The following is a 21,505-nucleotide window of genomic DNA, read 5'->3' on the forward strand; positions in this document are numbered from 1 at the left end:
GGCTTGGCCTGAGGGCCAGGAAGGGAAAAATCATGGCGAAAGCGGAAACCGCCGAACTCGTCTTCGTGCCGCTCGGCGGCGTCGGCGAGATCGGCATGAACTTCGCTCTTTACGGCTACGGGCCGCCCAATGCGCGCGAATGGATCGTCATCGATGTCGGGGTGACCTTCCCCGATGCCAGCCTGCCGGGCGTCGACCTGGTGCTGCCCGACACGCGCTTCATCGAGGAGAACCTCGCCAATCTGCGCGGCATCATCATCACGCACGCGCATGAAGACCATTACGGCGCGCTGCTCGACACATGGCCGAAGCTGAAGGCGCCGGTCTGGATGACGCCGTTCAGCGCCGGCCTGCTGGAAGCCAAGCGGCAAGGCGAGCAGGGCGCGCCGAAAATACCGGTCACGATCTATCGGGCGGGCGAGAAATTCACCGTCGGCCCGTTCGAGATCGAAGCCATTCCGGTCGCGCACTCGATTCCCGAGCCGATGTCGCTGGCGATTACCTCGCCGGCCGGCACCGTCATCCATACCGGTGACTGGAAGATCGATCCGGAGCCGACGATTGGGCCGAAGACCGACGAGGCGCGTTTCCGGGCCTATGGCGACAAGGGCGTTCTGGCGCTGATCTGCGATTCGACCAATGCGCTGCGCGAAGGTGAGTCGCCTTCGGAAGTGGCTGTGGGCGAGGGCCTCAAAGGCGTCATCCAGGCTGCCAAGGGCCGTGTCGCCGTCACCACATTCTCCTCCAATGTCGGACGCATCGTCTCGATCGCCAAAGCGGCGCGCGATGCCGGACGCCAGTGTCTGGTGCTTGGCCGTTCGCTGAAGCGGGTCATCGATGTGGCCGGCGAACTCGGCTACATGGACGGTCTGCCGGAGTTCATCGCCGAGGAGGATTTTGGTTTCATCCCGCGCGAAAACCTGGTCATCATCTGCACCGGCAGCCAGGGCGAGCCGCTGGCCGCACTGGCCAAGCTGTCGCGCGAAGAGATGAAGTCGGTGTCACTGACGGCAGGCGACACGGTGGTGTTTTCCTCGCGTACCATTCCCGGCAACGAGAAGGCGATCCTCGAGATCAAGAACCGTCTCATCGACCTCGGCGTCAAGATCATAGAGGACGGCGATGCACTGGTGCATGTCTCCGGCCATCCGCGGCGCAGCGAATTGCGCAAGATGTATGAATGGGTGCGCCCGCAGATCGGCGTTCCCGTGCATGGCGAGGCGGCACATCTGGTGGCGCAGGGCTCGCTGATGTCGACATCGGGCATCGGCCAGGTGGCGCAGGTGCGCGACGGCGACATGCTCAGGCTTGCTCCCGGCCCAGCCACCATCATGGATCAGGTGCCGTTCGGCCGTATCTACAAGGATGGCAGACTGATCGGCACCGATCAGGCGATGGGCATCCGTGACCGGCGCAAGCTGTCCTTTGCCGGCCACGTGGCGGTCAATGTCGTGTTGGACGACAAATATGAGCTTGCCGGCGACCCCGACCTGGTCGCCATCGGCGTCGCCGAGGCCGATGGCCGTGGCGAGTCGCTGGAAGACTTGATGATCGATGCGGCAATCGGCGCGGTGGACTCGATCCCCCGTCAGCGCCGAAAAGACCTCGACCTGGTGCAAGAAGCAGTGCGGCGCGCCGTGCGCGGCGCCGCCAACGAAGCCTGGGGCAAGAAGCCGCTGGTGACTGTATTCGTCACAAGGTGACGAAAGGGAGTAGGGGAGTAGGGGAGTAGGGGAGTAGGGGAGTAGGAAGAGCAAACAGCTGACATACCTGTCTTTTCCCTTACTCCCGTATTCCCATACTCCCTACTTGGGAGTGCCAATGCTCGGACGACTGAACCATGTCGCGCTTGCCGTGCCGGATCTGGCTGCTGCCGTCGCTGCCTATCGCAACACGCTCGGCGCGGAAGTGACGGCGCCGCAGGCGCTGCCGGAGCATGGGGTGACGGTGGTGTTCGTCAATGTCGGCAACACCAAGATCGAACTTCTGGAGCCCTTGGGCGAGGGGTCGCCGATCGCCGCCTTCCTGGAGAAGAATCCTTCCGGCGGCATGCACCATCTTTGCTACGAGGTCGATGACATCCTGGCCGCGCGCGATCAGCTCAAGGCCGCCGGCGCCCGCGTGCTGGGCGACGGCAATCCGAAGACCGGCGCGCACGGCAAGCCGGTGCTGTTCCTGCATCCGAAGGATTTCTTCGGAACGCTGATCGAACTGGAGCAATCATGAGCTGGGTTTCGTTCACCGCCCTGTTTTTCGCGACCTGGTGGGTGGTGCTGTTCGCTGTGCTGCCGTTCAGCGTGAGGACGCAGGACGACGATCGTGACGTGACGCTTGGCACGGTTCCGAGCGCGCCGCGCGGACCTCACATGCTGCGCGCCGTGATCCGCACCACCATCGCCACCGCGATCCTGATGGGCATTTTCTATGGCCTGACGCATGGGCTGGGATACAGCCTCAACGACATCCCGCACATCGTGCCGGAATTCAGCCAAACCCCAGCCAAATAGCCGGTCCCGGCCCAAGAAGATTTGTCCGGCAAAGACGTTTTCATCCGTCGGAACAGCTTGGTTCCAGACAGGAATGCCGTGCCGTTTTGCGGCCGGACGAGCGCTGACGCTAGGTAAGGTGGTTTGGCAACGCATTGCGCTAAGCAGATGATTGCACAAAAAAAATGCAAGGCACGAGGCCTTGCAATTTAAACGCGTCCGATCTGTTTCCGGTTTCCGGCGGCAGCGAGTAACCGCGCCTAGATCGCATCCTCCCAAGACTTTGACCGCGTAGGAGAGCAGATTTTTTTCTACCCTCTCGGTTATCGAGGTACATTAGCCTAAGGCGAATGACAATGTCACGAAGAATTTTGCCTTGAAACGGGCATTCTCGTGCTGCACTGCACAATAGTGTGGCAGGCGTTGCTTGGCGAACGATCATCAAGACGCGCGCGGTGACCGGGAGGCCTTGCGGCGCCGTGGGTCTTCTGGGCGGGCGAAGGACGGTGCGACGCTTCTGATCCCGGCTATCCCGTGTTTTTTGAAAATCGATTGCCGCTTTTCGGGCCGAAGCGTCCGGGTTCCCATTCCGCCTTGAAATGGCTATGAAGCCGGGTCAAGCAAGCCAAAGTCGCGCCGATTCTGACGCGACCCTCCTCACTCACGGACCAGTCCATGCGTTTGTCGCGCTATTTCCTGCCTATCCTCAAAGAAAACCCGCGCGAGGCCGAGATCGTCTCGCACCGGCTGATGCTGCGCGCCGGCATGATCCGCCAGCAGGGGCAGGGCAGTTTCTCGTGGCTGCCACTCGGCAAGCGGGTGCTGGACAAGGTCTGCCGCATCATCCGTGAGGAGCAGAATCGCGCCGGTGCGCTGGAAATCCTGATGCCGACCATCCAGTCGGCCGATCTGTGGCGCGAAAGCGGCCGCTATGACGACTACGGCAAGGAGATGCTGCGCATCAAGGACCGGCAGGACCGCGACATGCTCTACGGCCCGACCAATGAGGAAGTGGTCACCGAGATCGTCCGCGCCTATGTCAAATCCTACAAGGACCTGCCGCTCAATCTCTACCACATCCAGTGGAAGTTCCGCGACGAAGTGCGGCCGCGCTTCGGCGTCATGCGTTCGCGCGAATTCCTGATGAAGGACGCCTATTCTTTCGACCTCGACTTCGAGGGCGCCAGGGCGGCCTACAACAGGATGTTCGTGTCCTATCTCCGGACTTTTACGCGCATGGGGCTGCAGGCAATACCGATGCGGGCCGATACCGGGCCGATCGGCGGCGATCTCAGCCATGAATTCATCATCCTGGCCGACACCGGCGAGAGCCAGGTCTACTGCCACCGCGACTATCTTTCGCTCGATGTGCCCGGAGAGAAGACCGACTTCGCCAATGCCGCCGAGATCGGCGATATCGTCAAGACTTGGACGACACCCTACGCGGCCACCGACGAGATGCATGACGAGGCGGCGTGGGAGAAGATCGGCGAGAGCGACAAGGTTTCGGCGCGCGGCATCGAGGTCGGCCACATCTTCCATTTCGGCGATAAATATTCGAAGCCCATGGGCGCCAAGGTGACCGGGCCCGACGGCAAGGATCATTTCGTCTCCGGAGGCTCCTACGGCATCGGTCCGTCGCGGCTGGTCGCTGCGATCATCGAAGCCAGCCATGACGACAACGGCATCATCTGGCCGGAGGCGGTGGCGCCGTTCGACATCGGGCTGATCAACATGAAAGCGGGCGACGCCGAGTGCGACCGCGTCTGCGACGAGCTGCATGCCGCTTTCGTCGCCGCCGGCAAGGACGTGCTCTATGACGACACCGATCAGCGGCCCGGCGGCAAGTTCGCCACCGCCGATCTGATCGGCCTTCCCTGGCAAGTGATCGTCGGGCCGCGCGGTGTCGCAGCCGGCGAGATCGAGATCAAGAATCGCAAGACCGGCGAGCGCGAGACGCTGCCGATCGCAGACGTGAAAAAGCGCTTCGGTGTCGCCGCATGAGCGAGGCGGTGGCGGCAAGATCGGTCGGCGCCGGACCCTTTTCCATCTTCGAGCGCATGGTTGCCTGGCGCTATCTGCGTTCGCGGCGCAAGGAGACGGTGATCTCGGTGATCGCCTCGATCTCGTTCCTCGGCATCATGCTGGGCGTCGCCACGCTGATCGTGGTCATGGCGGTGATGAACGGTTTCAGGGCGGAGCTTTTGACGCGCATCCTCGGCGTCAACGGCCACCTGATCGTGCAGCCGCTCGATTCGCCGCTGGAGGACTATGCGCAGGTCGCCAGCCGCATCAACGGTGTAGCAGGCGTCAAATACGCGATCCCGCTGATCGATGGCCAGGTGCTTGCGCAAGGCAATGTCGGCGGCGGAACCGGAGCGCTGGTGCGCGGCATCCGCGGTGAGGATCTGAGCAAGATCGCCATCGTTGCCGGCAACATCAAACAGGGCTCGATCGCCGATTTCGACTCCGGCGAGGGCGTTGCCATCGGCAAGCGCATGGCCGAGAATCTCGGCCTGACGCTTGGCGATACCATCACCTTGATTTCGCCCGACGGCGACGTGACGCCGATCGGCACCACGCCGCGCATGAAGGGCTACAAGATCGCGGCGATCTTCGAAGTCGGCATGTCCGAATATGACACGTCCATCGTCTACATGCCGTTCTCGGAAGCGCAGCTTTATTTCAACATGGACGGGCGGGCGCAGACGATCGAGATCTATGTCGACAATCCCGACGATGTCGATGCGCTGAAACCGAAGGTGGAGGCGGCGGCGCAGCGGCCGATCGACATGGTCGACTGGCGCCAGCGCAACGAGACCTTCTTCTCCGCGCTGCAGGTCGAGCGCAACGTCATGTTCATGATCCTGACGCTGATCGTGCTGGTGGCGGCGCTGAACATCATCTCCGGCCTGATCATGCTGGTGAAGGACAAGGGCCACGACATCGCCATCCTGCGCACCATGGGGGCTTCGCGCGGCGCCATCCTGCGCATCTTCCTGATGACGGGTGCGGCGATCGGCGTGACCGGCACGCTTGCCGGTGTGCTGCTCGGCGTGCTGATCTGCACCAACATCGAATCTATCCGCCAGTTCTTCTCATGGATGACCGGCAAGGTGCTGTTCAATCCTGAACTCTATTTCCTCAGCCAGTTGCCGGCGAAGATGGATCCACGCGAGACCACCTATGTCGTCCTGATGGCGCTCGGCCTGTCCTTCCTGGCAACGGTGTTTCCGGCATGGCGCGCCGCGCGTCTCGATCCGGTCGAAGCCTTGAGGTACGAGTAGTGGCCGAGGTCATTATCGAGCTGAAGAGCGTCGAGCGGCACTATGTCCAGGGGCCGCGCAAGCTCACCATCCTGAACGGCGCCGATTTCTCGCTGAAGCGCGGTGAGATGGTGGCGCTGGTGGCGCCGTCGGGCACCGGCAAGTCGACGCTGCTGCACACCGCCGGCCTGCTGGAGCGTCCCGACGCCGGTGACGTCATCCTGGCCGGCCGTGCCTGCGGGCGGCTTTCCGACGACGAGCGCACGGCGATCCGCCGCAACGATGTCGGCTTCGTCTACCAGTTCCATCACCTGCTGCCGGAATTCTCGGCGCTGGAAAACATCATGATGCCGCAGCTCATCAAAGGGCTGAGCCGCAAGGACGCGGCCGAGCGCGCGGCGCAGCTGCTCGATTACATGCAGATCGGCAAGCGCGCGTCGCACCGGCCGTCCGAACTCTCCGGCGGCGAGCAGCAGCGCGTCGCCATTGCCCGCGCGGTTGCCAATGCGCCGCTGGTGCTGCTGGCGGACGAGCCGACCGGCAATCTCGACCCGGTCACCGCGTCTTATGTGTTCGAGGCACTGGCGGCGCTGGTCAAGCAGTCGGGCCTTGCGGCGCTGATCGCCACCCACAATCACGAACTGGCATCGCGCATGGACCGGCGCGTCACGCTGGCCGACGGCAAAGTGGTGCCGCTTTAGTCTCCGATGTCGTCATCCTAGGGCGGAGCTCCGCGGAGCGGAGCGTAGACCCTAGGATCCATGCCGTTACTTTCGAGACAAATGCAGGGGTCGAGGATATGCGACCTTTATCAGAGCGATAATTCTGCACCGTAGCATCGCCCCAAGGTCACGGCATGGATCCTAGGGTCTGTGCGCGTCGCTCCGCTCCTTGCTCCGCCCTAGGATGACGAAGCAATGGGTGTATTGGCTAATCGCAAAGGCTGCGATCTCACCACGTAGCACCGTCCGACGCCCATCAACCTTTTCTTAACCCTGCCGATCTGATCGCCGCAAAAATCCGGATGCGGGCGGATCGTGCCCGTTGACTTTGAGACAAAATTAGAACAAAATGCGAACATATCAACAACAGGAGAGAGTTATGACCGATCTGGTTCAGGATGTCATCTCACTGGTTTGCATGAGCACGTTCCTTGTTTCCATGGCGATCTGGATCGGAGCCATGTGATTTGGCGGCGTTCGCCGTCGCTGTTCCCGCACGGTCGAAGGCCGTTCCGCCGTTAAGCTTTTCTTGCCGTCGCGGCGTTAGGGTGCCCCGGCAAGACAGGGAGCAACGTCCAGGTGTCGCCCATCGTCACGGCCATTCTGGTGGCAAGCAATCTCGGGCTGATCTTTCTCTTGATGACCGTGCCGCTGGGTCTGCGCACGATCCGGTTGACTCGTCTGGTGGCGATGGACCGGCAGCGCCTCTGGCAGGCGCTGTGGCCGCTCGGCAGCGATGCCGGCTGGTCCGGTGAGATCCTTTCCGCCGAGGCGCCGGACGGCGAGGGCGTGGCCCGCATCACGCTGTCGTGGGAAGGTCGCGACGGCAAGCCGATCGAACGCAAGTCGCGGTTTGAGGACGTCGTCGAAGGTATCAGCTTCTCGATGCGCGTCATCGAGGACACCGCGCTCGACGCTTCATTCTGGAAGGATTTTCGCGAGACCACTGAGCTCGTTTCCGAGGGCAACGGCACGCGGGTGACGCTCAGCCAGACCGATCGCTATCGCGGCGTTGCCTTCCTGGTGTTCCGCTATTTCGCCATGCGCCGCGAGCTTGGCAAACTGCAGCGCTGGGCGCGGACCGGGCAGTATCGCAAGGGCGGCTGGTTCGAGCATCCGTTGAGCCAGGTCGGTTTCGCCGGGCTTTCGGCGCTGATCCTGTGGCCATTCTTCGGCCTTCACTTCGGCGGCCTGGCACTGGCCGCGATCCTCACATCAGTGGTCGCCCTGCATGAGCTTGGCCATATGGCGGCGTTTCGGCTTATGGGCCACAACCGGGCACGGATGATCTTCATTCCGCTGCTCGGCGGCATCGCCATTGGCGGGCGGCCCTATGACAGCCGTTTCGAAGTCGCCTTCGTGGCGCTGATGGGCGCCGGCTTCTCCGCATTCCTGGTGCCGATCGCTATCGCCGCCAGCACCTTTGCCGGCGCTGAAGGACATCGGCTGGCGGCGGCGCTGCTGGCGACACTGGCGGGCTTCGCCGCCCTGTTCAACATCGCCAATCTGGTGCCGGTGTGGAAGTTCGACGGCGGTCAGGTGCTGCGCCAGATCTGTCCGGGGCCGGTCGCGCTGGCGCTGGCTTCCTTCTTCCTGCTCTCGGCTTTCCTGGCCGTGGGTTGGCAGGCCGGCTTTTCCTCCAATTTCCTGCTCGCGACGGGAGCGGTGTTTTCGATCCTCAGCCTGTTGACGATGAGCAGCGGGGTCAAGCCGCGTTACGAGCTGAAGCCGATCCGCACCATCGACCGCCTCGCCATGGCCGCGGCGTTGCTGGCGGTGTTCGCCATCCATGGCTATGGCGTCCTGTGGGCCTCCGCCCAGCTCATCTGAGGTGTGTTGATATTCAGATGGATGCCGGCCTGTGAATCACACATAGCTTGAGCCGTACCGGATCAGGAAGAATCAGCCGGCCTTGCGCTCGGCTTCGACAGGCAAGACCGTGGCGGGACCGAACACATCCTCGAAGGCGGATTTCAGCGCCAGGTCAAGATCGGCCATGGTCAGGGGAAGGCCGAGGTCGACGAGGCTGGTGACGCCGTGGTCCTGCACGCCGCAAGGCACGATGCCGCTGAAATGGTCGAGATCGGGCTCGACATTGATGGCGATGCCGTGGAAGCTCACCCAACGCCGCAGCCGAATGCCTATGGCCGCGATCTTGTCCTCGGCCGGCGAGCCGTCCGGCAGGGCAGGGCGGTTCGGCCGCACGACCCAGACGCCGACCCGGTCCTCGCGGCGCTCGCCCCGCACATTGAAGACGGCCAGCGTGCCGATGATCCACTGTTCGAGCGCCGCGACGAAGGCGCGGACGTCCTCGCGCCGCCGCTTCAGATCAAGCATGACATAGGCGACCCGCTGGCCCGGCCCATGATAGGTGTATTCGCCGCCGCGGCCGGCCGCGAACACCGGGAAGCGGTCGGCGTCGATCAGATCCTCGCCGCGGGCGCTGGTGCCGGCCGTGTAGAGCGGCGGGTGTTCGACCAGCCAGACCATCTCGCCGGCGGCCCCGCTGCGGATCGCATCGGCGCGCGCCTCCATGAAGGCAAGTGCTTCGGGATAGGCGGTAAGGCCGGGCTCGATCAGCCATTCGACCGGTGCTGAACCGGGGAGCGGCAGGAACGACGTGGCGATCTGGCTGCGTTCGGGCATGGCGTATCGTCTTTTCGCTTATGCATGTCGCGTCCCAAAACCGCGCCGCACCTTTGGGTGACATCAACCTGCCTTCCATATGGCGACATTAGGCGCAAACGTCCAGTTCCGGGGCTGCATTCGAGCCCTGTGGAGCATTATGCCAATCGCCTGACATTATTGCTTGCCGTGCACTTGTTTCGCCGGAAACGATTTGCTACACGCCGCGAGCCGGTCGGTTCCGGCTCTACCACGTGCGGTCGTGGCGGAATTGGTAGACGCGCAGCGTTGAGGTCGCTGTGGGGCAACCCGTGGAAGTTCGAGTCTTCTCGACCGCACCATTCTCTTCCCAGAGTCCGATTTGTACCGGTCTCGCCCGCTGCGGGCCGGGCGCATTTCGTTTGATATTCCCGCACTTTACGCCACTTTCTTTCTGAGCGTCGGATTCTCCCAAAACCGGTTTCCCCTTTTGGGTCCGATGCTCTAGACCTGATTTGCACCTTTTCCGGGATTCTTGTGGCGGGAGGCGCTGGTGGAAGGCGAGCACGAACGGACGACCGGCGCCAGGGCCGCCGAGGACAACCACGCCGATATCTATGGCGAGGACGGCGCCGTGCTTTCGTCCTTCCTTGCGCGGATTGGCGCGGCGATCGCCGACCGCGACACGCTGACCCTCAAGCATGAAGTCGACGACCTGCACCAGTCGGAACTCGGCGACCTGCTCGAGGCGCTGCATCCCGAACAGCGCCGCGCGCTGGTCGAACTCCTGGGCGCCGATTTCGACTTCTCCTCGCTGACGGAGGTCGACGAGGCGATCCGTATGGAGATCGTCGACAATCTGCCCAATGCGCAGATCGCGCAGGCGGTGCAGGAGCTCGATTCAGACGACGCCGTCTACATTCTCGAGGATCTCGACCAGGAAGACCAGGACGAGATCCTGTCGCAACTGCCGTTCACCGAGCGGATCAGGCTGCGCCGCTCGCTTGATTATCCCGAAGAGACGGCCGGCCGCCGCATGCAGACCGAGTTCGTCGCGGTTCCGCCGTTCTGGACGATCGGCCAGACCATCGACTACATGCGCGAGGACAACAACCTTCCCGAGCGCTTCAGCCAGATCTTCGTCATCGATCCGACCTTCAAGCTGCTCGGCGCCATCGACCTCGACCAGATCCTGAGGACCAAGCGTTCGGTCAAGGTCGAGGAAGTGATGCACGAGACGCGGCACGCCATTCCGGCCACCATGGACCAGGAAGAGGCTGCGCGGGAATTCGAGCAGTACGATCTTTTGTCGGCCGCAGTCGTCGACGAGAACGAACGGCTGGTTGGCGTTCTGACCATCGACGATGTCGTCGACGTCATCCAGCAGGAGGCCGAGGAAGATTTGATGCGCATGGGCGGCGTCGGCGACGAAGAGCTTTCCGACAGCATCTTTTCGACCTCGCGATCACGCGTTCCGTGGTTGCTTATCAACCTTCTGACCGCGTTCCTGGCGGCGTCGGTGATCAGCCTGTTCGACCGCACGATCGAACATATCGTCGCACTGGCGGTGCTGATGCCGATCGTCGCAGGCATGGGCGGCAATGCCGGCTCGCAAACCATGACCGTCACCGTGCGGGCGTTGGCGACCAGGGATCTCGACATCTACAATGCCGGCCGCATCATTCGCCGCGAGATGGGTGTCGGCTTCATCAACGGCATCGTCTTCGCCATCCTGATCGGCATCGTTGCGGCAGCCTGGTTCCGTGACCCCAATCTGGGCGGCATCATCGCGGCGGCGATGATCATCAACATGTTCGTGGCCGCCCTGGCCGGCATCTTGATTCCGCTGCTGCTCGATCGTTTCAAGATCGATCCGGCGGTCGCTTCGGCGGTCTTCGTCACCACGGTTACCGACGTCGTCGGTTTCTTTGCATTTCTCGGCATTGCCACGTGGTGGTTCGGTGTGCCCTGAAGGCACGCCTTTTGGCTTAATTGACTTTTACGTAAATGCCGTGCGAGGCTTGCGCGGGGCGCCATGTCGATTCCGGCATGGCATGGGTTTTGGTTCGGGACATAAGGGTGACGCCGGCATGGCGATCGCCCCTTGGTTTCGGCGTGCGGGAGTGGCAATGCGAGAATATTATTCGATCACCGAGTTGACCCGTGAGTTCGATGTGTCGACGCGGACGCTGCGCTTTTACGAGGACGAAGGGCTGGTGCAGCCGGTGCGGCGTGGCCGCACGCGGCTGTTTCGCCCCTCCGACCGCCACCTCATCCGTCAGATCATGCGCGGCAAGAGGCTTGGTTTCTCGATCAACGAAATCCGCGAAATCATCCAGATGTACAGGGAGCCGCCCGGCGAAGTCGGCCAGCTCAACCTGATGATCAAGCGCATCGAGGAAAAGCGCGAGGATCTCCGGCAGAAGCGCCGCGACCTCGAGGAGACGCTGGCTGAACTCGACCAGGCCGAGGAGTCTTGTGTGGAGCGGCTGGTCGAGCTTGGCGTGAATACCTGAGCGGACTGGATTCTATCGCGCGTTAGCGTTCGGAATGAGCGGAAACGTCTATTCCTTCTGCAATGCACCGCGACGGCGCAGAACTTTGCTCCGCTGCACTCCTAGACCGAGGTCACGGCATGGATCCTAGGGTCTCCGCGACGGAGCTGCGCTCCTGCTTCGCCCTAGGATGACGAAGTTCGCAAGACTTAGGCTAATCGCCGAAGTGTGCACCTGTCAAAACCTCTCCGCGATGGAAACCGGAGCGCCAGCTCAAATCCAGCGGCGCACGCGTTTCGCGTAGTCGCGGTATTTCTTGCCGAATTTTGCCGCCAGCATCTTTTCCTCGCCTTCGATCGCCATTTTTTGCGTGGCATAGGCGGCGATGAAGGCGAGCGGCAGGAACCACACGATGCCCGAGACAAAGGCGACGCCGATCAACAGCAGGGTGTTGGCCAGATACATCGGATTGCGGGTGATGCCGAAGGGACCCGTGGTGACCAGGTGATCGGGCACAGCGTTCGGGTTCAGCGTGGTCTTGGCGCGGACCATGGTGCGGATCGCGGTGACCCAGAGCGCTGCAACGGCAAGCAGCACCACCCAGCCGGCGGCGAAAAGAATGTCGCCCAGGAGGTCACCGATCCAGGGCAGGGGATAGAGCAGGCCCAGCGCGATGCTGATGGCGATGGCGGCGGTGTAGATCAGCGGCGGCCACGGTATGAGCCCCGGCTTCGGCTGGTTCTCGGTCATTTGACCCCTTCCTCCATCAACTTGCTGTCCGTCTTGGCGGTACACATGCCGGCGAGATCGGACAGATGCGTCTTCCATTCCGCAGTCTGGTCGTTGTTGTAGAGCCGATCAAGCGTCGCCTCGCCCTCGAGCGTATCGAGCATGCAGACACAGTAGCTCGTACAGAACTCGGTGTCGCGCGACTGCTCGCAGGACAGCTGGCAGGTTTTGAGGAAATTCACCTGCGGGGTTTCGACCTGCGCCGGCATGATCTGCGAGAACAGCCAGACGCAGCCGATCAGCAATGGCTGGTGGATCAGGTAGAACGCCAGGCTGTGCCGGCCGATAAAGACCAGCGGGTTGGCCCAGCGACCGGGCGCCAATTCGGCAAGCCGGGTAAGCACGCCTGAACCGGCGGCGAGTTTCGTCACCGCGATGCCCGCAAGCACGGCGCCGAACCATGGAAACAACGGAACGTAGTCGTTGGAGCGTGGATTGTTCGCCGACAGGCCTACCCACCACAGCCATGGGTGATCGAACGCCTCGAGGCGCAGATAGACAGGCGCCGCAATGACGAGCGCGGCGACGACAAGCGTCAGCAGTGCCGGCAGCCGCAGAAAGGCGAGGCCGAGCAGGCTGGCCAGCGCGATCTCGTGCAAAATGCCGAAGAAGATGAATCCATCCGGCGTGGCGATACGGGTGACGACCGATATCGCGATCGCGGCTCCGGCGACCATGGCGAACCGCTTCCAGAAGCCGTTCCAGCGGATTTGTCGGCCATGGGCGAGATACAGGCTGACGCCGACCAGGAACAGGAAGGTCGAAGCGATGCCGCGCGCGTAGATCTTCCACCAGCCGAAGGCGGTCAGGCCGGGATCGGTATAGCCGAAGAACTCCAGGTCCCAGGTGAAATGGTAGCTTGCCATGGCGATCAGCGCGGTGCCGCGCACGATGTCGATGGCGACGATGCGCTTTGGTCGATCCTGAACGGGTGCGGTCGGCGTTTGGATGCTCATGGTCTCGCATTCTGATTCAGCCCCGCTGGAGGACTATCACGGTTGCCCCGCACAAAAGAAGACCGGCAATCCTGCCGATAACGCCGGATCGGCCGCGGCATTGGGCCAGTGCCGGGAAGCCTTTGGCCGGCTTCGCTTTTGCCGGATGCACGTCGGTTTCCTCTTATTGGCACTGGGGTCGCCACGTCAGATTTCACCCGGTGAATCTGCTTCGGGGAAAGCAATGTCCACCCATGTGCGCCATCCGATCTGGCTGCCGGCTCTCAAGGCCGCGGACGCGCGCACCTTCGCGTCGCTCTATGCGGTTGAATCCTTCGCCCGCGCCACGGTGTCGAGCGTCATCCCGATCCAGGCCTACGAGATACTGCACAACGAGCAGATCGTGTCGATGCTCTACACAGTCGTGGCGATGCTCGGCCTGTCGGTGACATTGTTCATGCCGATGCTGATCCGCCGTTTTGCCCGCCGCTGGGTCTACACATCAGGCGCCTGCCTGCTGGCCGTCGGCTCGCTGTTCTTCATCACCGACACGCTCGCCGGGCAACTGGCCGGCATGCTGTGCCGGGTGATGGGCGCCAGCGCGCTGTCGATCACGCTCAACCTCTACATCATGGACCACATCCGCAAGACCGACTTCATGCAGGCCGAATCGCTGCGCATGGCGTGGTCGATGCTGGCCTGGACCGGTGGGCCGACGCTCGGCATCTTCCTCTACACGCGCTTCGGCATCTATGCCGCGCATGGTGCGGTCGCGGTGTTCGCGTTTGCCCTGCTGGCGCTGTTCTGGACCTACCGCCTCGGCGACAACCAGTCCATCCGTCCGGGCAAGACGCGCCCTGTCAATCCGCTCGCCAATATCGGCCGTTTCGTCGCGCAGCCCAGGCTCAGACTGGCCTGGCTGATTGCCTTCGGCCGCTCCTGCTTCTGGACGACGTTCTTCGTCTATGGGCCGCTGTTCATGGTCATCACGGGCGAGGGCAAGCTGGCCGGTGGCCTGCTGGTTTCGGCCGGCAACGCGCTGTTGTTCATGGCGATTTTCTGGGGCAAGGCAGGAAAGCGCTTTGGTGGCCGCGGAACCATGACATTTGCCTATTTCGCCATGTCAGCCGCGCTGCTGGCGGCGGGCTTCGTCGGCGAAACCGTGCCGTTGCTTACCGGCGCCTTCCTGCTCTGTGGTGCCTTCTTCACCATTGCGCTCGACGCCCTCGGCTCGACCGCCTTCATGCGCTCGGTGCGCTCCTATGAAAGATCTCAGATGGCAGCGGTCTACCGCACCTATCGACTTTTCCGAGTTGACGCCGCCGCTGGTCTATTCGGTGGCGCTGGCCTTCTTCGGCCTGGGCTCGGTGTTCGTCACGCTCGGCCTGCTGGCGGCGGTCTGCGGCTTTGTGACGTGGCGCTATCTGCCGAAATCACTTTGACCTTCATGGCGCATTCGCAATGGTCACCGGCGGAATTTGGTTTGCCGGAAGCGAGGATTCTGCCTATAGTCACCGGTGTCGCCGGTTCCATTTTGGAGCCAAGAGGGAATGCGGTGAGGGCGAATTTCGCCCAATGCCGTGGCTGCCCCCGCAACTGTGTGCGGTAGTCCTCTCCATAAACCACTGAGGATTTTTTCTTCGGGAAGGTGGGGAAGGACGCTGATCCGTGAGCCAGGAGACCTGCCGGCGACAGGAAACTGACTTCGATGCCCTCGGGTGGAGGGCGAAAGGACAAGACATGACTACCGCTTCCGTCTCCCTCGGCGCCTCCGTCTCCTCGCAGTCGCGCTTCATGCAGCTCGCGCTTGCCGCGCTGCTCGGCATTTTCGTGATGGGCTTTGTCGGCTTCTCGCATATCGATGCCGTCCATAATGCGGCTCACGACTATCGCCATTCGATGGCGTTTCCCTGCCACTGACGAGGGGCTGACATCATGAATCTGTTTCGCAACGTCGTGTTCATCGCGGCGATCGCAGGGCTCGTGGCCGGCGTCGTCCTCGCCTGCCTGCAGGCCTATGCCACCGTGCCGCTGATCCTGAAGGCGGAAGTTTACGAACAGGCGGGCGGCGGGCATCACCATGACCATGGCGCTCCGGCCGCAACGGATAGCAATGCCATGAGCACAACTGCTCCGGCGGGAGATGCGATGAGCTCTGCTGCCCCGGCTGCGGCGGAAGCCGCTCCGGCAGACGAAGGTTGGGCGCCGGCAGAGGGTTTCGAGCGTTTCGCCTTCAGCGTGCTTGCCAATATCGTCACCGGCATCGGCTTCGCCTTGATCCTGGTCGCGGTCTCCGAATTCGCCGGCGGCATCGGTGGCTGGCGCCAGGGCGTGTTCTGGGGCCTTGCCGGCTTTGCCGTGTTCACGCTGGCGCCGGGCCTCGGCCTGCCGCCGGAACTGCCGGCCATGCCGGCCGCCGATCTCACCCAGCGGCAGATTTGGTGGTGGGCAACGGTGGCGGCAACCACTGCCGGTCTCGGCCTGATCGCGTTCCGCAAGTCGCTGCCGCTGGCGATCCTTGCCGTCCTTTTGATCGTCGCACCGCATGTTGTCGGTGCACCGCAGCCCGACAGTTACGGGACGGCGATTCCGGAAGGGCTGCATCACCAGTTCGTGGTGGCGGTGACCGTGACCAATCTGGTGTTCTGGCTGGTGCTCGGCGCGGTCGTCGGTGTGGTGCGTGGCCGCTTCACCGGCACCGCGACCAGCCTGCGCGACAGCTTTGCCTGATCGCAAGACACTGACCTTCCTCATCGGCGGCGCGCGCTCCGGCAAGAGCGCGCACGCCGAAATTTTGGCGACCGCCTTGCCGCCGCCCTGGACCTATGTCGCCACGGCGCAAGCCTGGGATGACGAGATGCATGAACGCATCGCGTTGCACCGATCGCGGCGTGGCGAAGGCTGGACGACCATCGACGCACCGCTCGATCTCGCCGGCGCGCTCGGGGCCTTGCCCGACAGCCAGCCTGTGCTTGTCGACTGCCTGACGCTGTGGCTGACCAATCATATGCTGGCCGATCACGATCTCGAGCTTGAATGCCGTCGGTTGGCGGACGTGCTGTCGCGGCCGCGCGGGCCATGGTTCGTGGTGTCTAATGAAGTCGGCCAGGGTATCGTGCCGGACAATGCACTGGCGCGCCGCTTTCGCGATGCCGCCGGCCGGCTCAACCAGCAGGTCGCCGCTGTCGCCAATACGGTGCTGCTGATGGTGGCGGGGCTGCCGCTCAAGGTGAAATGACATGACCGACATCGACGATAAGGGCGAAGAACGCCACCGCGCCAAGATGGCCAAGCGCAAGGCGGTGCAGGATGCCGAGGTGGCGAGCAAGACGGTCGAGAAGGGCTTGCTCATCGTCAACACCGGACCGGGCAAGGGAAAGACCACAGCTGCCTTCGGCCTGGCGCTGCGCATGCTCGGCTACGGCAAGCGCGTCGGCGTCGTCCAGTTCATCAAGGGCAAGTGGCACACCGGCGAGAAGGATGCTTTCGCCGCCTTCGGCGACCGCGTCGTCTGGCACGCGATGGGCGAGGGGTTCACCTGGGAGACGCAGGACCTGAAGCGCGACATCGCAGCCGCCGAAGCCGCGTGGGTCAAGGTGCTCGAACTGATGGCCGATCCGTCGATCAGCCTGCTGGTGCTCGACGAACTGAACATTGCGCTGCGCTACGACTATCTCGACCTCGACAAAGTGGTTGCGGCGCTGAAGGCGCGACGCGAGGACCTGCATGTCGTCGTCACCGGCCGCAATGCCAAGCCGGCGCTGATCGAGGCGGCCGACCTCGTCACCGAAATGGGCGTGACCAAGCACCATTTTTCCGCGGGCGTGAAGGCCCAGCAGGGGATCGAGTTCTGAGGCTTCTTACCCCCTTTGAAGGCAGGGCTATCGCATATGGATTCTTGCGAAGAGGGACCCCCACCCTAACCCTCCCCACAAGGGGGAGGGAACGCTGCCGCGTGCCTTTAATTCTTCTTTGGCGCCGAAAAGACAGGCGATTCGCTTGGGTCGGCGCCAGCGGAAGTCTCCCTCGCCCTTGTGGGGAGGGGCTAGGGGTGGGGGTCCGTGCCGGGCAGACATCTCAGGAATTCCATATGCGATAGCCCTGCCCACAAGGGGGAGCGTGAGATCACGTCACGATGACAACGACCGAAACCAACCCGAACAGGGCGATCAGCAGATAGTCGGCAACGCGATAGAGTTTCAGCGCCTGCCTGATGTCGAGGCTGTCGGCTTCGCGCCGCCCACCTTCGCCCATGAAGACGTCGTCGACCAGTACGCCGCCGTAGCTGCGCGGCCCGGCGAGCGACAGGCCGAGCGCGCCGGCCATCGCCGCTTCCGGCCAGCCGGCATTGGGTGAGCGATGTTTTTTCGCGTCGCGCAATACCGCATGCCAGGCATTTTTCGCATCAGCGCCTTTGACGAGGAACGCCGCCAGCACGATCAGCAGCGCCGTCAGCCGCGACGCCGGCAGATTGATCCAGTCGTCGAAGCGCGCCGCTGCCCAGCCGAACGCCTCGTGGCGCGGGGTGCGGTGGCCGATCATCGAATCGGCGGTGTTGGCGGCCTTGTAGGCGGCGCCGCCGGCCAGGCCGCCGACGCCGGTCCAGAAGGCGGGGGCGACGATGCCGTCAGAGAAATTCTCGGCCAGGCTCTCGATCGCCGCGCGGCAGACGCCGGCCCTGTCGAGCGTTTCAGGGTCGCGGCCGACGATCCGCGAAACGGCAACGCGGCCCAAAGCCAGGCCGCCGGTGTCGAGCGCGTCAGCCACCGCCTCGACATGCTCATAGAGGCTCTTTTGCGACAGAAGCGACGTTGCCAGAAGGGCCGTGATGACGAGGCCCATGGGAACAAACCAGAACAGGATCTGCACGCCCAGGCCAATTATCGCCGGCACCAGCACGATGACCAGCAGCGCCTGGACACCACGCTTGCGACGCAGCGCGTCGGGATCAGTGGCGCGGTTGAGCCTGTGGTCGAGAAAGGATATCAGCCTGCCGAACCACGTCACCGGATGGCCGATGGCGCGAAACAGCCAATCGGGGTAACCGAGGGCGAATTCGACGGCCAATGACAGGAAAGCGATCAGGACTGACATGAAGCTTCTTAATGGGGCGGTTGTGGACCATGGTGGAAGTCTTGGCCGCGCGAGGGGGCTTTTTCCCAACGCCCTGCTGCCATTCGTCGACCTCTCGACCGGTATCAATCCGCACTCCTACCCGCTTTTCGACCTGCCCGCCACCTCGCTGTCGCGGTTGCCGGAAGCCGCGCGCACGCGTGAGCTGACAGAGATTGCTGCCAGTGCCTATGGGGCGCCGTCGCCAGCCAACATCGTGGCGGCACCGGGCACGCAGATCCTGTTGCCGCGCGTCGCCTCGCTGATTACCCCCGGAAGGGCGCTGGTGCTGGGTCCGACCTACGCCGAACATGCCCGCGCAGCAGTGATCGCCGGGCACGCGGTGACCGAGGTCGGCGATTTCGCTGACCTGGCGGACGCCGACCTTGCCATCATCGTCAATCCGAACAATCCGGATGGACGTGTCATCGAGCGCGACCGGTTGCTGGCTCTGGCTGCCGGATTGCGCGCCAAGGGCGGGCTGCTGGTTGTCGACGAGGCGTTCATGGATGTTGGGCCGCGCGAGCATAGCCTCTGCGGCGATGTCGGCCAGGGCGGTATCGTCGTCCTGCGTTCGTTCGGCAAGTTCTTCGGCCTGGCCGGGCTGCGGCTCGGGTTTGCACTTTCCGATGTAGCGACGGTCGAACGGCTTGAGACGCAATTCGGGCCATGGGCCGTCGCCGGCCCGGCGCTGGAATACGGCATCCGCGCGCTTGCCGACATCGACTGGCAGGACGCGATGCGATCATCTCTTGCCGGCGCATCGGCGCGGCTCGACGCGCTGTTGGCCCGCTTCGGCGTACCCGTAGCGGGCGGCACCACATTGTATCGTTTCCTCAGTTTGACCAATGCCGCCGATTTGTTTGCCGCGCTCGGCGAGCGCGGCATCCTGCTTCGCCATTTTGCCGATCGGCCTGACGTTCTGCGCGCCGGCCTGCCGGGAAGTGAGGAGGAATGGCAGCGGCTCGAGACCGCTCTTGCCGAATGGGCGTCGCGGCGCGAGGATCAATCGAAGGGTTCGGAACAATGATCCATGTCTGTTCGCTGGCAAAGATCGAGGAAACGGTGGCCAGGACCGGCGCCGACCGCATGCTGTCGCTGCTTGCCGCCGGAACGGAGGTGGTCCGTCCTGCGTCGATCGCCCGAGAAAACCATCTGCATCTGGTCATGCATGACATCGCGGCGGCGCAGGACGGCATGACCATGCCGGGCGAGGAGCATGTCCGTAACCTGCTCGATTTCGCGCGCCGCTGGGACCGGGCAAGGCCGATGCTCGTGCATTGCTATGCCGGCATCAGCCGCTCGACCGCCTCCGCCTACATCATTGCGGCGGCATTGGCGCCGAAACGCGATGAGGCCGAACTGGCTCAGACATTGCGGACGCTGTCGCCATCGGCGACACCCAATCCGCGGCTGATTGCGGTGGCCGATGCGCTGCTTGATCGCAACGGCCGCATGATCGAGGCAATCGAATCGATCGGGCGCGGTGCGGATGCCTTTGAAGGCACGCCCTTTGCGCTGAGGATCGACAGCTAGCTGCCCCATGTCGTTGTTCGATTATCGAGTGGCCTTCATTCGCCCAATCTTCATGCCCGTGGCGTACCCGGACAATGAACACGTCGTCGTCGGCTTCGATCCGGTAGACGACAAGATGGGCTTTGAAGGGATGGATACGCATCGGTGGCCTCAATTCAAGCCGCTCTCGCGCTATTCGGGGACTGGCAGCGATCAGGTCAAAGATCGTGAACAACTCGTCATGATACTGTCTGGCCTGCACAGCGCCGAACAGGCGCACCCCTTGCTCGGCAATACCGACGATGTCCTCTTCCGCGGCTAAAGAAAGGCGAAATCCCACTACCTATTGCCGGATGGCTTTTCAGCGCGTTTAACCGCCTCCGTGAAAAGCGCGTCCCTGGATCGATTGCCGATGCCACTCTTCAAGCCATCATCGACAAAGCGCTGCATGGCGGCAATCTTGTCGTTGCGCTCCTGATCCCGACGGATCAAATCGCGCACATAATCGCTCGCGTTGGCGTAGCGGCCCGTTTCGGTTTGCGCCTCAACCCAATCTTTCATCGGATCGGGCAATGATACGTTCATCGTTGCCATACTGGCCTCCATATCCCGTCCAGTATGGCCCATTTTGGCAAAGTTTGTCAAAATCTCTTGTGCGGAAATCTCTCTGTGCAAAAGCGTGATCGTCTGATCCGCCCTCCGTCGCCTGGTTTGTTCAAGAGGACAGCGTTTGCCTTTCGATGCCAGACCACTGGTTTGGAGGCTACGTCAACCAGTCCGCGAGCTTCGCCTTGCGGACATCCCGCAGCAGGCTGATGAAGCCGTCGGCCTGATATTCTGCCGTCAGCCGGCCTTTCTCCGCCGTCGCGATGCTGGCATCGCCGACGACGCCGTTCGGGTTGAGATCGCCAGCTATCCAGGCGAAGGCGTGGGTGCCGGTGTGGCGCAGCAGCGAGAATTCCTTCTCGGCCTTGGCGACATTGGAAACGAAATTGTCGGCCTTGGCCATGTCGACGAGGTCCGGCCGGAAATGCAGCATCAGCGAGGTCTCGACATCGCCGCCATGGATGCCGTGGCGGTCCTCGAGCTCGGTGTACATGCCGGACGGGCGGCCGAAGCGTTGCCAGCTGGTCTTTACCGCCAGCATCTTTTCACGCACGCGCAGTTCGCGCGTGACAATGCCCATGATCTCTTCGTTGCCGCCATGCGAATTGACCACGATCAGCTTGCGCACCCCGGCGCGCGCGATCGACAGGCCAAGCTCGGTCCAGGCTTCTATCAGCGTGGTTGCCGGCAGAGTGAGGGTGCCCGGCGCGTGCAGATGTTCGTTCGACTTGCCCACTGCCTGGACCGGCAGGATGCGGATGTCGAGATCGTCGGGCAGGCGCGAAATAACCGTGTCGAGCATGCCGTTCATGATCGAAGTGTCGGTAGAGACCGGCAGATGTGGCCCATGCTGCTCGATCGCCGCCACCGGCAGCACGGCGATCGTCGCCTCCGGATCGATCGAGGCGTATTCGGTGGTCCGGTAGTCGCCCCACCACACACGTCTTTTGGGTACGGTCATGTCATGCCTCTTCA

Annotated in this window: 21 protein-coding genes, 1 tRNA gene, 2 pseudogenes and 1 riboswitch; of the genes and pseudogenes, 17 read left to right on the top strand and 7 right to left on the bottom strand. The window is 63.0% G+C overall.

Features of this window, described 5'->3' with window-relative positions; translation table 11 throughout:
* Positions 1 to 32 precede the first annotated feature (32 nt).
* From NKI66_RS06980 to NKI66_RS07010, 7 genes are all read left to right on the top strand, one after another.
* Positions 33 to 1,703: a ribonuclease J gene (locus tag NKI66_RS06980; protein ID WP_127267199.1), complete on the top strand. Its 1,671-nt coding sequence runs from the start codon at positions 33 to 35 to the stop codon at positions 1,701 to 1,703.
* Positions 1,704 to 1,821: 118 nt separating this feature from the next.
* The gene (mce, locus tag NKI66_RS06985) at positions 1,822 to 2,226 is read left to right on the top strand and encodes a methylmalonyl-CoA epimerase (RefSeq protein WP_352751318.1); all 405 of its coding nucleotides are present in this window, start codon (positions 1,822 to 1,824) and stop codon (positions 2,224 to 2,226) included.
* Positions 2,223 to 2,507 (top strand): DUF1467 family protein, encoded by a 285-nt coding sequence (locus NKI66_RS06990; protein WP_023812375.1) that lies wholly within the window; start codon positions 2,223 to 2,225, stop codon positions 2,505 to 2,507. The genes mce and NKI66_RS06990 overlap by 4 nt, the downstream gene beginning before the upstream one ends.
* A gap of 654 nt (positions 2,508 to 3,161) precedes the next feature.
* Positions 3,162 to 4,490, top strand: coding sequence for a proline--tRNA ligase (proS, locus tag NKI66_RS06995; RefSeq protein ID WP_127272306.1), 1,329 nt, complete (start codon positions 3,162 to 3,164; stop codon positions 4,488 to 4,490).
* Complete coding sequence (locus tag NKI66_RS07000) at positions 4,487 to 5,773, top strand: lipoprotein-releasing ABC transporter permease subunit (protein WP_352733341.1); 1,287 nt, start codon at positions 4,487 to 4,489, stop codon at positions 5,771 to 5,773. The genes proS and NKI66_RS07000 overlap by 4 nt, the downstream gene beginning before the upstream one ends.
* Positions 5,725 to 6,453, top strand: coding sequence for an ABC transporter ATP-binding protein (locus tag NKI66_RS07005; protein ID WP_206535279.1), 729 nt, complete (start codon positions 5,725 to 5,727; stop codon positions 6,451 to 6,453). Before NKI66_RS07000 ends, NKI66_RS07005 begins: the two co-directional genes overlap by 49 nt.
* Before the next feature lie 600 nt (positions 6,454 to 7,053).
* The gene (locus NKI66_RS07010) at positions 7,054 to 8,304 is read left to right on the top strand and encodes a site-2 protease family protein (protein ID WP_352439835.1); all 1,251 of its coding nucleotides are present in this window, start codon (positions 7,054 to 7,056) and stop codon (positions 8,302 to 8,304) included.
* 72 nt (positions 8,305 to 8,376) lie between these two features.
* Here NKI66_RS07010 and lipB read toward each other — a convergent pair whose 3' ends face one another.
* Positions 8,377 to 9,120, bottom strand: a complete 744-nt coding sequence (gene lipB, locus NKI66_RS07015; protein WP_352751321.1) for a lipoyl(octanoyl) transferase LipB — start codon at positions 9,118 to 9,120, stop codon at positions 8,377 to 8,379.
* 235 nt (positions 9,121 to 9,355) lie between these two features.
* Here lipB and NKI66_RS07020 point away from each other — a divergent pair.
* The 3 genes from NKI66_RS07020 (at position 9,356) to NKI66_RS07030 (ending at position 11,594) form a co-directional block, all read left to right on the top strand.
* Positions 9,356 to 9,440: transfer RNA gene (locus NKI66_RS07020), tRNA-Leu, on the top strand.
* A 191-nt stretch (positions 9,441 to 9,631) separates the two neighbouring features.
* A complete protein-coding gene (gene mgtE / locus NKI66_RS07025) occupies positions 9,632 to 11,050 on the top strand; it encodes a magnesium transporter (protein WP_352439837.1) in 1,419 nt (472 codons plus the stop codon).
* Between the two features lie 157 nt (positions 11,051 to 11,207).
* A complete protein-coding gene (locus NKI66_RS07030) occupies positions 11,208 to 11,594 on the top strand; it encodes a MerR family transcriptional regulator (RefSeq protein WP_027034793.1) in 387 nt (128 codons plus the stop codon).
* A 252-nt stretch (positions 11,595 to 11,846) separates the two neighbouring features.
* Here NKI66_RS07030 and NKI66_RS07035 read toward each other — a convergent pair whose 3' ends face one another.
* Complete coding sequence (locus NKI66_RS07035) at positions 11,847 to 12,323, bottom strand: methyltransferase family protein (RefSeq protein ID WP_023812367.1); 477 nt, start codon at positions 12,321 to 12,323, stop codon at positions 11,847 to 11,849.
* Positions 12,320 to 13,318, bottom strand: a complete 999-nt coding sequence (locus tag NKI66_RS07040; RefSeq protein ID WP_023812366.1) for a heparan-alpha-glucosaminide N-acetyltransferase — start codon at positions 13,316 to 13,318, stop codon at positions 12,320 to 12,322. The genes NKI66_RS07035 and NKI66_RS07040 overlap by 4 nt, the downstream gene beginning before the upstream one ends.
* Before the next feature lie 223 nt (positions 13,319 to 13,541).
* Between NKI66_RS07040 and NKI66_RS07045 the strand changes: the two are divergent.
* The 5 genes and pseudogenes from NKI66_RS07045 (at position 13,542) to cobO (ending at position 17,151) form a co-directional block, all read left to right on the top strand.
* Positions 13,542 to 14,739 (top strand): annotated as a pseudogene (locus NKI66_RS07045) (MFS transporter).
* A 65-nt stretch (positions 14,740 to 14,804) separates the two neighbouring features.
* A riboswitch (cobalamin riboswitch) is annotated at positions 14,805 to 15,001 on the top strand.
* 36 nt (positions 15,002 to 15,037) lie between these two features.
* Positions 15,038 to 15,217, top strand: coding sequence for a CbtB domain-containing protein (locus NKI66_RS07050; RefSeq protein WP_013531117.1), 180 nt, complete (start codon positions 15,038 to 15,040; stop codon positions 15,215 to 15,217).
* Positions 15,218 to 15,232: 15 nt separating this feature from the next.
* Positions 15,233 to 16,027, top strand: a complete 795-nt coding sequence (locus tag NKI66_RS07055) for a CbtA family protein (RefSeq protein ID WP_023812365.1) — start codon at positions 15,233 to 15,235, stop codon at positions 16,025 to 16,027.
* Positions 16,020 to 16,535, top strand: coding sequence for a bifunctional adenosylcobinamide kinase/adenosylcobinamide-phosphate guanylyltransferase (gene cobU / locus NKI66_RS07060; protein WP_023812364.1), 516 nt, complete (start codon positions 16,020 to 16,022; stop codon positions 16,533 to 16,535). Before NKI66_RS07055 ends, cobU begins: the two co-directional genes overlap by 8 nt.
* A gap of 1 nt (position 16,536) precedes the next feature.
* Positions 16,537 to 17,151 carry a cob(I)yrinic acid a,c-diamide adenosyltransferase gene (gene cobO, locus NKI66_RS07065; RefSeq protein ID WP_023812363.1) on the top strand — a complete coding sequence of 205 codons (615 nt, stop codon included), beginning with the start codon at positions 16,537 to 16,539 and terminating at the stop codon, positions 17,149 to 17,151.
* Between the two features lie 271 nt (positions 17,152 to 17,422).
* Here cobO and cbiB read toward each other — a convergent pair whose 3' ends face one another.
* Entirely contained in the window at positions 17,423 to 18,391 is a 969-nt protein-coding gene (cbiB, locus tag NKI66_RS07070) for an adenosylcobinamide-phosphate synthase CbiB (RefSeq protein WP_023812362.1), read from the bottom strand.
* On the opposite strand from cbiB, the gene cobD reads away from it, so the two are divergent.
* Positions 18,390 to 19,439 (top strand): threonine-phosphate decarboxylase CobD, encoded by a 1,050-nt coding sequence (gene cobD, locus NKI66_RS07075; protein WP_023812361.1) that lies wholly within the window; start codon positions 18,390 to 18,392, stop codon positions 19,437 to 19,439. The genes cbiB and cobD overlap by 2 nt on opposite strands.
* Complete coding sequence (locus NKI66_RS07080; protein WP_023812360.1) at positions 19,436 to 19,945, top strand: tyrosine phosphatase family protein; 510 nt, start codon at positions 19,436 to 19,438, stop codon at positions 19,943 to 19,945. Before cobD ends, NKI66_RS07080 begins: the two co-directional genes overlap by 4 nt.
* Before the next feature lie 34 nt (positions 19,946 to 19,979).
* Here NKI66_RS07080 and NKI66_RS07085 read toward each other — a convergent pair.
* The 3 genes and pseudogenes from NKI66_RS07085 to NKI66_RS07095 all read right to left on the bottom strand — a co-directional run.
* Positions 19,980 to 20,264 (bottom strand): annotated as a pseudogene (locus tag NKI66_RS07085) (type II toxin-antitoxin system RelE/ParE family toxin); the annotation flags it as partial.
* Positions 20,264 to 20,518 (bottom strand): type II toxin-antitoxin system ParD family antitoxin, encoded by a 255-nt coding sequence (locus NKI66_RS07090; RefSeq protein WP_023812358.1) that lies wholly within the window; start codon positions 20,516 to 20,518, stop codon positions 20,264 to 20,266. The pseudogene NKI66_RS07085 and the gene NKI66_RS07090, both read right to left, overlap by 1 nt.
* Before the next feature lie 169 nt (positions 20,519 to 20,687).
* A complete protein-coding gene (locus NKI66_RS07095; protein ID WP_023812357.1) occupies positions 20,688 to 21,491 on the bottom strand; it encodes a creatininase family protein in 804 nt (267 codons plus the stop codon).
* Positions 21,492 to 21,505: the final 14 nt, after the last annotated feature.

This window comes from Mesorhizobium sp. M0518 (genome assembly GCF_040321125.1).
Classification (GTDB): domain Bacteria; phylum Pseudomonadota; class Alphaproteobacteria; order Rhizobiales; family Rhizobiaceae; genus Mesorhizobium.

Bases quoted from the DNA above. Each gene is read 5' to 3' on its own strand.
- NKI66_RS06980 (WP_127267199.1), top strand. From the start codon at position 33: ATGGCGAAAGCGGAAACCGCCGAACTCGTCTTCGTGCCGCTCGGCGGC.
- mce (WP_352751318.1), top strand. From the start codon at position 1,822: ATGCTCGGACGACTGAACCATGTCGCGCTTGCCGTGCCGGATCTGGCT.
- NKI66_RS06990 (WP_023812375.1), top strand. From the start codon at position 2,223: ATGAGCTGGGTTTCGTTCACCGCCCTGTTTTTCGCGACCTGGTGGGTG.
- proS (WP_127272306.1), top strand. From the start codon at position 3,162: ATGCGTTTGTCGCGCTATTTCCTGCCTATCCTCAAAGAAAACCCGCGC.
- NKI66_RS07000 (WP_352733341.1), top strand. From the start codon at position 4,487: ATGAGCGAGGCGGTGGCGGCAAGATCGGTCGGCGCCGGACCCTTTTCC.
- NKI66_RS07005 (WP_206535279.1), top strand. From the start codon at position 5,725: ATGGCGCGCCGCGCGTCTCGATCCGGTCGAAGCCTTGAGGTACGAGTA.
- lipB (WP_352751321.1), bottom strand. From the start codon at position 9,120: ATGCCCGAACGCAGCCAGATCGCCACGTCGTTCCTGCCGCTCCCCGGT.
- NKI66_RS07030 (WP_027034793.1), top strand. From the start codon at position 11,208: ATGCGAGAATATTATTCGATCACCGAGTTGACCCGTGAGTTCGATGTG.
- NKI66_RS07035 (WP_023812367.1), bottom strand. From the start codon at position 12,323: ATGACCGAGAACCAGCCGAAGCCGGGGCTCATACCGTGGCCGCCGCTG.
- NKI66_RS07040 (WP_023812366.1), bottom strand. From the start codon at position 13,318: ATGAGCATCCAAACGCCGACCGCACCCGTTCAGGATCGACCAAAGCGC.
- NKI66_RS07050 (WP_013531117.1), top strand. From the start codon at position 15,038: ATGACTACCGCTTCCGTCTCCCTCGGCGCCTCCGTCTCCTCGCAGTCG.
- NKI66_RS07055 (WP_023812365.1), top strand. From the start codon at position 15,233: ATGAATCTGTTTCGCAACGTCGTGTTCATCGCGGCGATCGCAGGGCTC.
- cobO (WP_023812363.1), top strand. From the start codon at position 16,537: ATGACCGACATCGACGATAAGGGCGAAGAACGCCACCGCGCCAAGATG.
- cobD (WP_023812361.1), top strand. From the start codon at position 18,390: ATGAAGCTTCTTAATGGGGCGGTTGTGGACCATGGTGGAAGTCTTGGC.
- cbiB (WP_023812362.1), bottom strand. From the start codon at position 18,391: ATGTCAGTCCTGATCGCTTTCCTGTCATTGGCCGTCGAATTCGCCCTC.
- NKI66_RS07080 (WP_023812360.1), top strand. From the start codon at position 19,436: ATGATCCATGTCTGTTCGCTGGCAAAGATCGAGGAAACGGTGGCCAGG.
- NKI66_RS07090 (WP_023812358.1), bottom strand. From the start codon at position 20,518: ATGGCAACGATGAACGTATCATTGCCCGATCCGATGAAAGATTGGGTT.
- NKI66_RS07095 (WP_023812357.1), bottom strand. From the start codon at position 21,491: ATGACCGTACCCAAAAGACGTGTGTGGTGGGGCGACTACCGGACCACC.